Origin of the sequence: Paenibacillus sp. YYML68, from assembly GCF_027923405.1 — a bacterium.
In the GTDB taxonomy this organism is placed as follows: Bacteria; Bacillota; Bacilli; order Paenibacillales; family NBRC-103111; genus Paenibacillus_G.
This window is the reverse complement of the sequence record NZ_BQYI01000001.1, coordinates 4,414,606-4,430,405: the sequence shown is the minus strand read 5'-3', so window position 1 is coordinate 4,430,405 and position 15,800 is coordinate 4,414,606. Positions and strand designations below refer to the sequence as shown.

At 47.7% G+C, this 15,800-nt stretch carries 9 protein-coding genes and 1 CRISPR repeat array; of the genes, 7 read left to right on the top strand and 2 right to left on the bottom strand.

Going from position 1 to position 15,800, the window contains the following annotated elements; all coding sequences use genetic code 11:
• Positions 1-98: 98 nt before the first annotated feature.
• From cas3 to cas2, 7 genes are all read left to right on the top strand, one after another.
• Positions 99-2,528, top strand: a complete 2,430-nt coding sequence (gene cas3, locus PAE68_RS19850; protein ID WP_281889853.1) for a CRISPR-associated helicase Cas3' — start codon at positions 99-101, stop codon at positions 2,526-2,528.
• Between the two features lie 211 nt (positions 2,529-2,739).
• A complete protein-coding gene (gene cas5c, locus PAE68_RS19845) occupies positions 2,740-3,459 on the top strand; it encodes a type I-C CRISPR-associated protein Cas5c (RefSeq protein WP_281889850.1) in 720 nt (239 codons plus the stop codon).
• Complete coding sequence (cas8c, locus tag PAE68_RS19840; protein ID WP_281889848.1) at positions 3,456-5,372, top strand: type I-C CRISPR-associated protein Cas8c/Csd1; 1,917 nt, start codon at positions 3,456-3,458, stop codon at positions 5,370-5,372. The genes cas5c and cas8c overlap by 4 nt, the downstream gene beginning before the upstream one ends.
• Positions 5,373-5,386: 14 nt before the next feature.
• Positions 5,387-6,247 (top strand): type I-C CRISPR-associated protein Cas7/Csd2, encoded by an 861-nt coding sequence (cas7c, locus tag PAE68_RS19835; RefSeq protein WP_281889845.1) that lies wholly within the window; start codon positions 5,387-5,389, stop codon positions 6,245-6,247.
• Complete coding sequence (gene cas4 / locus PAE68_RS19830; protein ID WP_281889843.1) at positions 6,237-6,890, top strand: CRISPR-associated protein Cas4; 654 nt, start codon at positions 6,237-6,239, stop codon at positions 6,888-6,890. Before cas7c ends, cas4 begins: the two co-directional genes overlap by 11 nt.
• A complete protein-coding gene (cas1c, locus tag PAE68_RS19825) occupies positions 6,887-7,918 on the top strand; it encodes a type I-C CRISPR-associated endonuclease Cas1c (protein ID WP_281889841.1) in 1,032 nt (343 codons plus the stop codon). The genes cas4 and cas1c overlap by 4 nt, the downstream gene beginning before the upstream one ends.
• Positions 7,919-7,927: 9 nt before the next feature.
• Positions 7,928-8,218, top strand: coding sequence for a CRISPR-associated endonuclease Cas2 (cas2, locus tag PAE68_RS19820; RefSeq protein WP_281891159.1), 291 nt, complete (start codon positions 7,928-7,930; stop codon positions 8,216-8,218).
• Positions 8,219-8,400: 182 nt separating this feature from the next.
• Positions 8,401-12,392: direct repeats of the CRISPR family, unit length 33 nt; unit sequence GTCGCATCCCGTATGGGGTGCGTGGATTGAAAT.
• Between the two features lie 132 nt (positions 12,393-12,524).
• Here the strand turns inward: cas2 and PAE68_RS19815 are convergent.
• A complete protein-coding gene (locus PAE68_RS19815) occupies positions 12,525-13,601 on the bottom strand; it encodes a C4-dicarboxylate TRAP transporter substrate-binding protein (protein ID WP_281889839.1) in 1,077 nt (358 codons plus the stop codon).
• 159 nt (positions 13,602-13,760) lie between these two features.
• Positions 13,761-15,497 carry a methyl-accepting chemotaxis protein gene (locus PAE68_RS19810; protein WP_281889837.1) on the bottom strand — a complete coding sequence of 579 codons (1,737 nt, stop codon included), beginning with the start codon at positions 15,495-15,497 and terminating at the stop codon, positions 13,761-13,763.
• Positions 15,498-15,800: the final 303 nt, after the last annotated feature.

Below are 15,800 nucleotides of genomic sequence, written 5' to 3'. Positions count from 1 at the left end.
TTAAGATGTTGGAACACACGTTCCCTGACAACCTGTTGTCAGTATATATGTTGTATAATTATGATAGATCATCAATTAAACAGTTTCGGAGGGGTTAAATGGAATACATAGCCCACATACGCGAACGGGACGAGAAGATTCAGACCGTAGAGGAGCACTTAATCGGAGTTAAGAAATTGGCGGAATCGTATGGGGACAAGCTGGGGATTAAGCACATAGCTGGTCTTGCGGGTATGCTTCATGACATGGGCAAATACACGAATGAATTCAGGGCATATATTCTTGAAGCCGTGAACAACCCTGATGCTCCGCCGAAAAGAGGAAGTGTCGACCATTCGACAGCTGGTGGTAAGCTCTTGTATCAGCTGTATCATACAGGAGCACCTTCCAGACTCGAATGGATTTTGGCTGAAGTTGTAGGAAATGCGATCTTATCGCATCATTCCTACCTTCATGATTTTTTGAATCAAGAGCAGGAGTCACCTTACTTGAAGCGAGTGCTCAAGGATCAGAATCAGTTGCCCGAATATGAGCGATCGAAGGAGCTATTTTTCGATAAAGTAATCAGTGAGGCGGATTTTCAGCAATACGTTATCCGTGCAATTGCAGAACTGGATGCTTTTTTGAAAACACCGTTTACAGGAAGCGGTGAACAGAAGCTAATGTTCCTAACCAAGCTTGTATTTAGCATGTTAATTGATGCCGACCGAACCGATACGAGAATATTTGAAGACAATACCAGCAGAGAACCGGAACAAGACCGCACACAGCTTTTTACGATGTATTATGAGAAGCTGATGGTCGAACTCAATAAGTTAAATTCTCAACAAACATCGAACGAACGAATTAATGAACTTCGGAGAGAGATGTCCAATCGGTGCGATCAGTTTGCGGAGGAATCACCCGGAATATATACGCTATCGATCCCCACAGGCGGAGGGAAGACGTTTGCTAGCCTAAGATACGCACTTAAACATGCTAAGCGGTATGGCAAGAGGCAAATATTTTACATTGTTCCATTCACAACGATTATTGAACAGAATGCTAGAGAGGTTCGAGAAATCTTAGATGACGATGTCCATATCTTAGAACACCACTCGAACGTCATCGAAGATGTTAACGATGATGATGAGCATCAGGATGGAATCATCAATACGCAGCACAAATTAAAGCTTGCGAAGGATAACTGGGACTGTCCGATCGTTTTTACTACGATGGTGCAGTTTTTGAATGTGTTTTTCGCTAAAGGGAGTCGGAATATTCGAAGGCTTCATCGATTATGTGAATCGGTTATTATTTTTGACGAGGTGCAGAAGGTTCCAGTCCCTTGTGTATCGCTATTTAATCAGGCACTGAATTTCTTGAAGGTTTACGGTCGGTCCACTCTCATTCTTTGTACGGCAACTCAACCTAGATTAGATGATGTCGAGCATAAGCTCGATCTGAACGCCAACCACGAAATGATTCAAGATCTGGATCGCATTATTGAAGCCTTCAAACGTGTGGAGATCGTGGATCAAGCAACGGATGGATCAATCGACAGTGAAAGGCTCGCTCAATTTGTCTTTGAGAAGCTGGAAGAAGTCCAGAGCATACTGGTCATATTGAACACGAAGACGGTGGTTCGAAGACTGTACCTTCTTATGAAGGAGGGAGATATTCCGATCTACCATTTAAGCACTTCCATGTGCGCGGCGCATCGGAATTATATTTTAGGACAAGTCAAGGAACGTCTGGAGAGAAAAGAAAAAGTAATTTGTGTGAGCACTCAACTGATTGAGGCGGGTGTCGATGTTAGCTTTAATTGTGTCATTCGCTCCTTGGCGGGACTCGACTCTATAGCACAAGCTGCAGGCCGATGTAATCGTCATGGGAAGGAGGCCGTTCAGCAGGTCTATGTCATCGATCATTCGGAGGAGAACCTGAAGCAACTTCGAGAGATACAGGTTGGTAAGAAATTGACAACGCAGATTCTCCTCGATCTCAGGAGAGACCAGAAGCTGCACGGAGGTCATTTGTTATCTGTTCAGGCTATGAACAAATATTTTATGGAGTTCTATGAAGAGTTCAGCTCCAGCTTAAATTATTATGTTCCGAAATTGGAGAAGGACATGACCGACTTGCTGACGTCCAATCGGAAACAAAGCTCGTATAACCAAGCCTATGAGCACAGTAAAGGGGAGAAGCTGCCGCTGATTATAGTAAATAGCTATCGGATGGCTGCAGAGCATTTTCAAGTGATCGAGGACTATACGACCTCCGTAATCGTTCCTTATGGTGAGGAAGGCCGAGAGATCATTGCACAGCTGAACGGACGTGATTCAATCGATAGCTTGTCCAAGGTGCTGCGCAAGGCTCAGCAGTATTCGATTAATCTGTCTCCTTACGAGAAAGAGAGGCTGGAGAGAAATGATGGACTGGTCTACCTGCTGGATGGCAAAGTATGTGTGCTCAAGGAGACGGCCTACAACCAAGAATACGGAGTCGATCTCGACAATGACAGTAATCCTGTATCGGGAATAATCTAACAATAGCTAGAACCTATCTTCTCGCTGAGAGGATAGGTTCCCACATCATAAACTATATATTTCAATCCACGCCAACGGCGACAATTTAGTATAACACATTGTTAAAGAATATTTTATCTTTCATATAATTTATTATGTATTTACAGATGTCTACTTTTAGGATATTATTGGGTTGTAAGAAGTGTAATAAACAGGAATTGGAGGTGAATCCATGCGAAATTCTATAGAGTTTGTCGTTTATGGTGATTATGCGCTCTTCACAGATCCGCTAACCAAGCTGGGCGGAGAGAAGTTGAGTTATCAAGCACCTACGTATCAGGCTATGAAGGGGATCGTGGAAAGTATTTACTTCAAGCCCACTCTGATTATGGTCGTCGACGAAATTCGCGTCATGAAGCCGATTCGGATGGAGTCCAAAGGAGTTCGCCCGCTGGAATATGGTGGAGGGAATTCTCTGGCTAATTACACGTATCTGAGAGACGTTTTGTATCAGGTTCGAGCTCATTTTGAATTTAACATGCATCGTCCAGACCTGGCTTATGACCATAATGAGCACAAGCACCATAACATATTCAAGCGTGCACTTCAGGCGGGAGGGCGAAGAGACATCTTCCTCGGAACGAGGGAATGCCAAGCGTATGTGGAGCCTTGTGTTTTTGGAGAAGGGGACGGATTCTACGATAGCTATGGCGATATTCATCTCGGTACTATGGTCCATGGTCTTAATTATCCGGATGAGACGGGTAGAAATCAGCTTGAAGTACGCTTGTGGAATCCTGTCATGAAGGATGGAATCATTAAGTTCATCACTCCTGAGCAGTGCACGAATGTTCGCACCATTAAGGACATGAGGCCGAAGCATTTTGACCACAACACAGTCGTATCTGCCGAGGAGCTATTCGCACAACTGGATGAGGGGGGGAATCCATGAGCTGGCTATTGAATCTATATGAGACGTATGAAGCCAACGTGGACCTTGTTGGTGAGATTGAGAAGAAGAGGAACGAACAAGAATTCACGTTGCTTCCCGTCTCTCATACTACGCAAAGCGCGCATATCGAAGTGCACATCACAGAAGACGGAGAGTTCCATTGGGCGTCAGTCATAGACAAGAATGATGCCATTACGCTGATCCCATGTACAGAGAATTCCTCAAGCCGTTCAGGTAAAGGGGCGGTGACTATGCCCTATCCGCTGCATGATAAATTGAGCTTCGTGGCAGGAGACTTTGCAGCTTATGGCGGGGAGATTAAGAAAGAAGAGCCTTTCGCATATTACATCAAGCAACTGGAAGAATGGACGAACTCACCGCATGCGACCTCCAAAGTAAAGAGTATTTACACGTATGTGGTTAAGCGGCGTCTGATTGAAGATTTAGTTCGTCATCGAATTCTGTACACAGACACAAGTAATCGACTCATTGACACCTGGGATAAGCAAGCAGAGAGTCTGCACGGCAAAAAGCCGCCAATCTATAGTGTAGTCAATGGCGAGATTACGAGCGCATTCGTTCGGTTTAACGTGTATTCCCCCCATAAAACACTCACAAAGGTGTGGAAGGATAAGGAGATGTATGATTCCTTCATCCGATTCTACAACGGTCAGCTGGGTGAAGAGAAGCTTTGCTATGTGTCAGGAAGAGTGCTTCCTGCGACGGACAAGCATGCGAACAAAATCAGAAACTCAGGGGACAAGGCGAAATTGATCTCTTCCAATGATACGAGCGGCTTTACGTATCGGGGGCGATTCAATCTATCTCATGAAGCAGCAAGCATCAGCTATGAGGTGTCTCAGAAAGCCCATAATGCATTGAAGTGGCTCATTAATCGACAAGGAATCATTCATGATGATCGAGTGTTCATGGTATGGGCTAACGAGAATCCAGACATTCCAGGATTCTGTGACGATATGTACTCCATAGACCCGAGCGCCGTTATTGTACAAGAGAAGGTTTCGTTTACGAACAAGGAATATGCTACTGAAGTGGCCAAGGCATTAGCTGGATACAAGAATCGTCTCTCTGCACCATCTAATGAGAAGGTGAGAGTGAATCTGCTCATACTCGACTCAGCCACTACTGGTCGTATGGCCGTCCTGCATTATCGCAATATGGATATTGATTTTTACTTGGACAGGCTAGTGGAGTGGCATTCCACCTGTGCGTGGCTGCATCGGTATCGAAAGAATGATAAGAATCAGTTTATTCAATTTTACGGCGCACCTGCAACTAGGGACATCGCATTCGCTGCATACGGTCCAAGAGCAAACGACAAGATCGTCAAGGGTCTAATGGAGCGCATGCTACCCTGCATCGTCGATGGTCGCAGTATACCTTCAGATATTGTAAATAGCGCGTACCACCGTGCGTCAAGTCCTGTGTCGATGGATAAATGGGAATGGGAGAAGACGCTCAGCATTACATGCGCGCTGGTCAACAAAGTGCTCAGTAATAGACAGGAGGGATTCAATGTGGCATTAGATACAAAAAATAATGATCGTGACTATTTATTCGGTCGCTTGCTGGCAGTGGCCGATGTACTGGAAAGACGTGCGTTGGGTGATGAAGAACGAGCTAGTAACGCCATACGCTATATGAATGCTTTCTCGAGACATCCGGCTAGAACATGGAAAACGATACAAGATTGCTTGCAGCCGTATCAGGCTAGATTAGGGACGAAGGCAACCTACTTGACCAAGATTATTGATGAAGTGGCCTCACGTATTCCGATTGAACAGTTTAATAACAAGCCATTATCCGGATTGTATTTACTCGGCTACTATAGTCAACGTCATGAGCTATACCCGAAGAAAGAGAATACCAATTCAGCCGAAGTAAACAATTAAAAGGAGAGATTGAGATGAAACCATTAGATCACAAAATTGATTTTGCAGTTGTATTGTCCGTAAGTAAGGCGAACCCAAACGGTGACCCACTGAATGGTAATCGTCCTCGTCAAAATTACGATGGATACGGTGAAATCTCGGATGTTGCTCTGAAGCGGAAGATTCGCAATCGTCTGCAGGATATGGGCGAATCGATCTTTGTTCAATCGAATGACCGGAAGTCGGATGCATTCAATAGCTTAAGAGAGCGGGCCGACGCGAATCCTAAGCTGGAGAAAATATTGAAGTCAAAGACGGTCTCGAGTGATGATTTTTCCAGCATCGCTTGTCAAGAATGGTTAGATGTCAGAGCATTCGGTCAAGTATTTGCATTCAAAGGAGATAAGAACGGCGGTGTCTCTGTCGGTGTCCGGGGGCCTGTATCTATCCACACCGCAACTAGTTTAGATCCAATCGATATTACGAGTATGCAAATTACGAAGAGCGTGAACTCGGAGCCGGGAGCTGCAAGAGGTTCGGATACGATGGGTATGAAGCATCGCGTAGATTCGGGGGTGTATCTGTTCTATGGAAGTATCAATACACAGTTGGCTGAGAAGACAGGGTTTTCAGTTGAAGATGCCGAGAAAATGAAGAAAGCGCTCGTCTCCTTGTTCGAGAACGATGCATCATCAGCTAGGCCCGAAGGAAGCATGGAAGTACACACTGTTTATTGGTGGGCGCATCGGTCCAAGATGGGCCAATATTCTTCGGCCAAGGTTCATCGATCGTTATTGGTGGAAAGACTTGTTGAAGAGCCTAAAGCTTATACGGACTATACGTTTTCAGTTGTGCCCTTGGAAGGCTTAGAAGTCGAGATCATTCATGGATTATAGCGAAGATTATTTGTTGTTATCGGGTATACAGCACTATCAGTTTTGCAGGCGGCAGTGGGCGCTGATCCATATTGAACAGCAGTGGGAAGAGAACGTCAAGACAATTGAGGGTAATCACCTTCATCGGAACGTCGACCAACCGTTTACCAGGGAAAAACGGGGAGACAAGCTTACTGTTCGAGGGATGCCAGTAAAGTCCGAGGAACTGAAGATTACCGGAATTTGTGATGTTGTCGAGTTTATTAAAGATGACCGTGGCGTTGCAATCAGCGGAGCTGAGGGGACATATTTGGCTTATCCTGTTGAATATAAACGCGGTAAGCCCAAAATGAAGGATGAGGATGTGCTGCAATTAGCTGCACAAGCTCTCTGTCTGGAGGAAATGCTGCTATGCGAGGTCAACGTAGGCTATATATTTTATAACGAGATCAAGCATCGAATTGAAGTGCCAATTACCGCAGCACTTAAATCAAAGGTAAGGCTAATTGTAGAGGAAATGCATGACTATTTCATACGAAGACATACACCCAAGGTGAAAACTGGGCCCTACTGTCAAAGCTGTTCCCTTCTCCATATTTGCTTGCCGGAGCTTATGAGTAAACAGACCGTCAAAAGTTATCTTGAAGGGAAAATCAGGGAATGAAAAAGCTTCTTAATACGTTGTATATTACACAGCCCGATACGTATTTGTCGCTGGATGGCGATAATGTTGTCGTTCTGAAGGATGAAGAGAAGCTAGGGAGACTGCCGCTGCACAACTTGGAAGCGATCATTACGTTTGGTTATACGGGAGCAAGTCCTGCGTTAATGGGTTATTGCGCAGAGCGTAGCATTTCCCTTGTATTCTTCACTGCGCACGGTAGATTTCTTGCCCGAGTTATTGGGGAGAGCAAGGGAAATGTCGTTCTGCGAAAAAAACAGTATAAAATCTCGGAAGACGAAGCGCTGTCAGCGAAGATCGCACGAAACTTTATCGTAGGCAAGCTCTACAATCACAAGTGGATGATCGAAAGAATGACTAGAGATTATCCATTGCGTATCGATGTTGACCAGTTCAAATCGATTTCACAGCAGCTATCGGCTGCCATTCTCGATGTAAGAGCGTGCGAGGATTTGGGGCGATTAAGAGGCCTGGAAGGCCAAGCCGCTACTAGCTATTATAAGCTGTTTGATTCTATGATCCTGCAGCAGAAAGAGGACTTCTACTTTCATTCTCGTTCACGTCGACCTCCGTTGGATTACGTCAATGCGATGCTGTCGTTCGCCTACTCGTTGCTTGCGAGTGATGTGGCGGCTGCCTTAGAAGGCGTTGGCTTGGACGCTTACGTTGGATACTTACATCGAGATCGGCCAGGTCGCGCATCCTTGGCATTGGATGTTATGGAGGAGCTACGCGGAGTTGTGGCAGATAAGTTTGTGTTGTCGCTTATTAACAAGAGGATTGTAAATAAAGACGACTTCATCAAGAAAGAGAACGGCGCTGCTATCATGAGGGATGAAGGTAGGAAGAAGTTTTTAGCCGCTTGGCAGGATAAGAAGCAGGAGAAAATCACTCACCCTTATCTGGGGGAGAAGATCTCATGGGGCTTGGTTCCTCATGCACAAGCCTTACTGTTAGCTAGATATTTGCGTAATGATCTGGACGAGTATCCACCATTCTTGTGGAAGTAGGTGAAGGATCTGCTGGTATTAGTTACATACGATGTGAGCACTGTAAGCAGTGCAGGGCAAAGAAGGCTGAGGCAAGTTGCGAAGACTTGTCTGAGTTACGGTCAAAGAGTACAAAATTCAGTTTTTGAATGCGTGATCGATCCAACACAATTTGCTATATTAAAGATAAAGCTTCTAGACATTATCGATCAAGAGCAAGACAGTCTTCGGTTCTATCAGCTGGGAAATAACTATAAGAACAAGGTAGAGCACATTGGAGCGAAAGAAGTCTTTGACTTAGAAGGTCCATTGTTGTTGTAGTGCGAATGTGACGGTGCGAATATGGAGTGCACATATCATTTCAGGGATATTCGCACCAAATAAATGTTAATCAATACCATATCTGCGTTACATACGTGTATATTTACTATTGTTTTAGTTGATTTGTGTGTGTTTTTGTACTCATACACTGAGTTTTGGGTGTTTTAGAGTCAAAAATCGCTGTCGCATCCCGTATGGGGTGCGTGGATTGAAATGTCCTCATCCGCTGTCTGCGGCTTGTTGGTTGCTGTCGCATCCCGTATGGGGTGCGTGGATTGAAATATGTGCTCCCAGTTATTGACGTTGCCCCTGCACTGTCGCATCCCGTATGGGGTGCGTGGATTGAAATTTCGACACCGAGTTTACGGGACTGCACCAGAAAACGAGTCGCATCCCGTATGGGGTGCGTGGATTGAAATTGCAGGCTGAGCTTTTTAATCATCGCAAGGTTCAGTCGCATCCCGTATGGGGTGCGTGGATTGAAATAACCTCAAAAACAACTACGGTCGGTGGATTGAGAAGGTCGCATCCCGTATGGGGTGCGTGGATTGAAATATAAGTATCCACGGGTAATTACTTCAACTCGCTAGGGTCGCATCCCGTATGGGGTGCGTGGATTGAAATCCGAAGGTCGCTAACGACGATGAGGTCGACGCGAGTCGCATCCCGTATGGGGTGCGTGGATTGAAATTTTGTCACCAAACGGCGCTTTTTGACCCATCATTACGTCGCATCCCGTATGGGGTGCGTGGATTGAAATAACATCCCGAAGAACGTTTACTACATTCCGTTTGAGTCGCATCCCGTATGGGGTGCGTGGATTGAAATCAGTCCAGTCTCCTCTCTTTGGTATCCCTACAAGTCGCATCCCGTATGGGGTGCGTGGATTGAAATCAAAAATTCCGCTACTACGGCTAGCCGCAACGATGGTCGCATCCCGTATGGGGTGCGTGGATTGAAATCTCTTTGTAAGATAAGTAGATCAGCCCAACCAAGGGTCGCATCCCGTATGGGGTGCGTGGATTGAAATAGGCAGTTAATGAGATCGGATTCGTCACGTATAGTCGCATCCCGTATGGGGTGCGTGGATTGAAATGTTCATCTGATAGTCGAGCAGCGTCTGCATCGCCGTCGCATCCCGTATGGGGTGCGTGGATTGAAATTTGTAAGGACCTAGCCCGCGCCGCTGCATGAACCGTCGCATCCCGTATGGGGTGCGTGGATTGAAATAGATCGGCTATAAAGGTCTGATTACGCTGGCGCGTCGCATCCCGTATGGGGTGCGTGGATTGAAATCATTGAAGGTATATGGAGTATCTGGAGAGTCAGGGTCGCATCCCGTATGGGGTGCGTGGATTGAAATGTTGCAGACAAGGCTTAGTGTGCCGATAAACGGGTCGCATCCCGTATGGGGTGCGTGGATTGAAATCAAGTGCGGACGTAGCGCCGGAGGTACCCGCTGGTCGCATCCCGTATGGGGTGCGTGGATTGAAATAAGACTACCATGAAAATAAGAACTTGCAGAGCCAGTCGCATCCCGTATGGGGTGCGTGGATTGAAATCATCGTTTAATTCCTCCCTGCGAAACTTAATATCGTCGCATCCCGTATGGGGTGCGTGGATTGAAATCTTCTGATCGCCGTACTGCTGCAGGTCAATGAGTGTCGCATCCCGTATGGGGTGCGTGGATTGAAATCCTGAGATCGGCAAGGACAATGACTGGCTAAAAGAGGTCGCATCCCGTATGGGGTGCGTGGATTGAAATACGATTTCCGGGCTTGCGGTGCATCTTGGGACGACGTCGCATCCCGTATGGGGTGCGTGGATTGAAATACTTGTAAACCAGCAGCAGCCAGTGCGGAGATCCAGTCGCATCCCGTATGGGGTGCGTGGATTGAAATAGCCTCGCGAGCTGCCGCGCTCTTGGCGTATTCCGTCGCATCCCGTATGGGGTGCGTGGATTGAAATGCCTCGGCCTCCTGTTGGGCACGAATCCGCGCTGCAGTCGCATCCCGTATGGGGTGCGTGGATTGAAATTGCAGTTGTCATGCGTCTCCCTCCGCGATCAGTTGTCGCATCCCGTATGGGGTGCGTGGATTGAAATAAAACATCCTCGCAGTAGTGCTCTGTTTCCGGGTCGCATCCCGTATGGGGTGCGTGGATTGAAATAATCCCTGTACTCGCGCCGCCTCCTCCTGCGAAGGTCGCATCCCGTATGGGGTGCGTGGATTGAAATCTTCTTGCGGTGACCATTCTTTCTTGACGTATACGTCGCATCCCGTATGGGGTGCGTGGATTGAAATAGCATTGCTCTATAAGCTTGCAGTGCCCAATAGCGTCGCATCCCGTATGGGGTGCGTGGATTGAAATTCTGACTTGGAATACTGAGGCCCCTTCGGACTGCGAGTCGCATCCCGTATGGGGTGCGTGGATTGAAATGTCATGGTGTCCATATCGCGGTATCCCGATGACGTCGCATCCCGTATGGGGTGCGTGGATTGAAATCCCTCCTCGGGGTGGCCTTATGGAGCTTAGCTCCCGTCGCATCCCGTATGGGGTGCGTGGATTGAAATATCTTACGTTTCGCAATATTGATCAGCCAGCCGAGTCGCATCCCGTATGGGGTGCGTGGATTGAAATAGGTATCTGCCGTAGATATTTCAGGGAACGAATCGTCGCATCCCGTATGGGGTGCGTGGATTGAAATATCAATTCGAACGCGAATGAAGTTTACGAAAATAGTGTCGCATCCCGTATGGGGTGCGTGGATTGAAATCCTTTGATTCGGTCAGCTAAGGTGAGTTTATTAAGTCGCATCCCGTATGGGGTGCGTGGATTGAAATCCTTTAATCGTGAGCTTCGCGAGCAAAATGCACGGTCGCATCCCGTATGGGGTGCGTGGATTGAAATATGTCACTCTGGCAGCCTGGAGACGGGCAGATCGTCGCATCCCGTATGGGGTGCGTGGATTGAAATCTGAAGCGAGCGCAGGGACGCTCGATGCCGGCAGTCGCATCCCGTATGGGGTGCGTGGATTGAAATTTCGGGCGGGCATCCCGAAGGAGGATCGTTCGCGTCGCATCCCGTATGGGGTGCGTGGATTGAAATACGCAAGCGGCGGCGCTTGTAATCGATATTTTCGTCGCATCCCGTATGGGGTGCGTGGATTGAAATGCATCTTCTAAATCAATTTCGTCAGTATATTTTGTCGCATCCCGTATGGGGTGCGTGGATTGAAATTCCAATATTGAGCAAGTTGGGACATGTCCGTTATGGTCGCATCCCGTATGGGGTGCGTGGATTGAAATACACGACGGATTCTGAATCTGCGTCGTCACGACGTCGCATCCCGTATGAGGTGCGTGGATTGAAATTAGTAACAAGGCGAGGTGATCAAGTTGAAGAGGTCGCATCCCGTATGGGGTGCGTGGATTGAAATATCCAATCAATCTCCTAACCAACTTGAAAATACCGTCGCATCCCGTATGGGGTGCGTGGATTGAAATTAATGATCTACCGATACAGTCAACACACCAGCCGTCGCATCCCGTATGGGGTGCGTGGATAGAAATAGCGACCGTATGCGCGAGCTGGGCTACAGAGGCCGGTCGCATCCCGTATGGGGTGCGTGGATTGAAATCACCACACCGAGGTCAGCATGCACCACGCTGAGTCGCATCCCGTATGGGGTGCGTGGATTGAAATAAGTCATCGGCCTGCGAGAAGAAAAATATTACAGGTCGCATCCCGTATGGGGTGCGTGGATTGAAATTCTGCCCAATCGTAGGACAAGACTTGCCTTGTGCGTCGCATCCCGTATGGGGTGCGTGGATTGAAATATCAAATCTAGCGCCTATGGATACGAAGTCCTCCGTCGCATCCCGTATGGGGTGCGTGGATTGAAATTGCATCGTAAGGAGCTTCGATGCTCGCCTTATGGGTCGCATCCCGTATGGGGTGCGTGGATTGAAATAGCATGCGCTCGCCCCCTGCAGTTGCTCAAGCTGTCGCATCCCGTATAGGGTGCGTGGATTGAAATTATCCGATCTGACGACCTGTCACCATCACATAGACGTCGCATCCCATATGGGGTGCGAGGATTGAAATCCTAAAAATCGCGACGAGGACGACGTCGAGGACGGTCGCATCCCGTATGGGATGCCTGGACCGACTTCAAGTGTTGTCGAATGTTCCGACGTCGAAGTATGAAACATTTGGGAATGCAAAAAATGCTTTTCAGTTGTAAAGCAAACACACAGGCCATAGGCCTGTGTGTTCAGAACATATCTTCATAAAAAAATTGTATTTACTTCTTACCCATTTCCGTATACAGCTGCTGACGAATGTCGTTCAGCTTCAGCACCTCGTAAGCCTTCTCACCGGCCGCCTTGTAAGCGTTCATGTCGACCTCGACGATTTTCATGCCATTTTCGATCAGCTTCTTTTTGGATTCGCCCGTAATTTGCTCGATCTTCTTGGATGTTTCGATCGCGGCCTTGTCGCTTTCTTCCATTAAGATTTGCTGGTAGTCCGCAGGCAGGCTGTTGAAGAAGTCGGCGCTTACGATCGCGAAGTTGATGAGCAGAATGTGCTTCGTCTCATTCACATATTTGGTAACCTCGAACAGCTTACTGTTCAGCGTGCTGTTGTATACGTTATCTGCCCCGTCGATGGTACCCTTCTGAATGCCCGAGTAAATTTCGCCGAACGGAAGAGCAACTGGTGTTGCACCTACGGCACGAATCGATTCCTGCCAGATTGGAGCTCCAGGTGTACGAATGCGGGAGCCCTTCAAGTCCTCAGGTGTCTTGGCTGGCTTATTCATGACCATGTGACGGAAGCCTTGCACCCAGTTGAAGGATAAGATCTTAATCTTGTGCTCCTTCTCGAGCTTCTCCTTCCATGCCTTCACGGTAGGGGTATCATTCAGCTTAATGACCTCATCCAGGCTATCTACGAAGTAAGGCGCGTTCATGACGGCCATCTCCGGGATGAAGCTGCTCATACGTGCGGAGTCTGTGTTATAGCCGAGGCTTTTGCCGTCCTTGATCTGCTTAATAATGTCTTCCTCCACACCTAGCTGGGAGTTCGGGTACACTTTAATTTCAAGTGCTCCCTTGGTGCGCTCCGAGACGTTCTTAGCCCAGCTTAGGTAGCCCGCATGATACGGGTCAGATTCGGAGAGAACGTGTCCGAAGTTTAAGACGAATTTTTGACTTGGTGCCTCTTGCGGCTTCGCTTCCGGCTTGGTAGCACCTGACGTAGCAGCATCCGGCTTCGCTGCTTGCTGCGGCGCCTCCTTCGTTTGGCCGCAGGCTGCAGTTAAGGATGCTGTTAGGACCAGTGCTAATAGGGCGCTCATCGATTTGTTTATTTTTTTCATATTAGTTTCCTCCATAATGTGTGATGTTGTTCCATACGCGCTAAGACGAGTGATTCATGCTGTTGGGGGTACTTCACTTCATTTCACAGGGCATGGCAATGGCAGCCTTCATCTCTACCGGTAAGCGGTCACCTCCTCAAACGATCTGATGAGGGGGAGCTACAGCTTGAAGGAGGCGATCATCTGGTTCAAATCGTCAGTAAGCTTGGACAAATCCTGCGCATATCGGGAAATGACCTCCACCGATTGATGCTGCTGCTGGGCGGATGCGGACGTTTCTTCCACGCCGGCTGCAGTCTCCTCGGAGATGGCGGCGATATTTTCGACAGCGCTATGAATCCGTTCACTGCTTGCGGCGATTTGCTCCAGATTGCTGCCTACGTTGCGGATGCCATCTGCGACCTTAATGACTTCAGCATTGATGCTCTGGAACGTATCGCTTGTCACCTTCACCATATGACTGCCGGCTTCGACCTGCTCGTAGCCGGTTTCAAGCGAGCTGGCAACGGCTCTGGACTCGTCTTGAATCCCTTTCACAATTTTGGTGATGTGAACGACGGATTGTCCAACTTGCTCGGATAGCTTGCGAATTTCGGAAGCGACTACAGCGAAGCCTCGTCCGGCCTCTCCAGCGCGGGCCGCTTCGATCGCTGCATTCAGCGCGAGTAGGTTCGTTTGACCCGCAATATCGTGAATAACCTCGATCAGCTTCGAAATTTCCTTCGATTTATGATCCAGCGTTTTGACTTTATCGACGGAGCCGCGAACGATGCTGTTGATTTCCTCCATCTTTTGCTTGGAGCTGAGCATAAGGCTGTTGCCTTCCTTGGCCATGTCCATGAGGTCACGGGAGGCGCCGGTTAACGTATCGTTCTCCTTGTTGGCCTCCAGCACCTTCGTGTTCAAGCCTTCAATGACGTTAACGATGTCGGTTGAGGAGTCGGCTTGCTCCTCTGTTCCGGCAGCCAGCTGCTCCATCGTCTGCGAGATCTGGAGACTTCCGATTTGCACCTCGTTTGAGGCTCGGAGCATCATGGCGCTTTGGTTGCTGACCTGCTCAGAGACGCCTGACATTTTGATAATAATAGTGCGTAAGTTCTCTGCCATCTTATAGACCGATTGTGAGAGTTTCCCGATCTCATCCTGACCTGCATGCAGCATGTCCTCTACCGTAAGGTCCCCGTCGGCGATACGGTCGCTAATGCGAATGAGCTGATCCATCTGTCTCTTGATTAAGCGTGAGATCGACAACGTAATCGCTAGGCCTATTGCGGTAGACAGGACGAAGGAGAATAGCAGTACGATGATCGTTTGAGTCAGATTGCTGTATGTATTTTGTATGGCCTTTGTGCGCTGCTCATTAAGCAGGCCCTGCAGGTTGAGCAATATTCCATAATTTTCGAGCTTGTTCTCCGTCATCTGTTGACGGGCAAGCACAAGGTCTGTCTTGAGATTGCGCTCAACCGCAAATACAAGATCCTTCTCGAAGGTGTTGAAATTTGCCTGGTTATTTTGCTTCAGCTTAGCGATGGTTGCATGAATTTCATCGGTGTTCGAACTATGCGATTGCTCAATTTGATCGAGAAGCTGATCGAGCTCTTGGACCAGCTTGCTCAAGGTTTGCTTGCGCTCGCCGCTGGAGAAGATCATAAATTCATAGGCCTGCACATCAATGGCGTCAAGCAGAGAGATCGATCTTGCAATTTCAAACGTCTCGTTGTTGACATGCTCTACGAGCTGAATGTCTTTCTTAATGGATTGGACGGAAGTGAAGACGATGCCCGTTGAGCCTGCAAATAGAAGGATGGACAATAGAAGCGCACAGCCGTATTTCCAGCCAAGCGCGAGATTTTGCCATCGGCCACGTAGGTTATCCAGCGGAAGTTTTTTAAACATACCGCGTACATCCAAGGTAAGCCCCCCTTTTAGAGTGTTTGTCGAATAAGAGTGTTTTGAAAGCGTTATCTTAGAGGTAAAGAGACTTCAAAGAACATAATTCGACATAATACGACTAATTTCTCTCTTTTTCACAGAATACATATCTTTTAATTATTTGTAAAGAAAAAATAGCGAACACAAACTTGTTTTGAAATATAAAAACGCCCCGTCTGTAAGCGGAGCGTCCATCGTCTTTCTCATGGACATGAATTCTACACAATCTCGCTTGCCGATTAGCCCGAGTGAGTCATATTCAAGTGA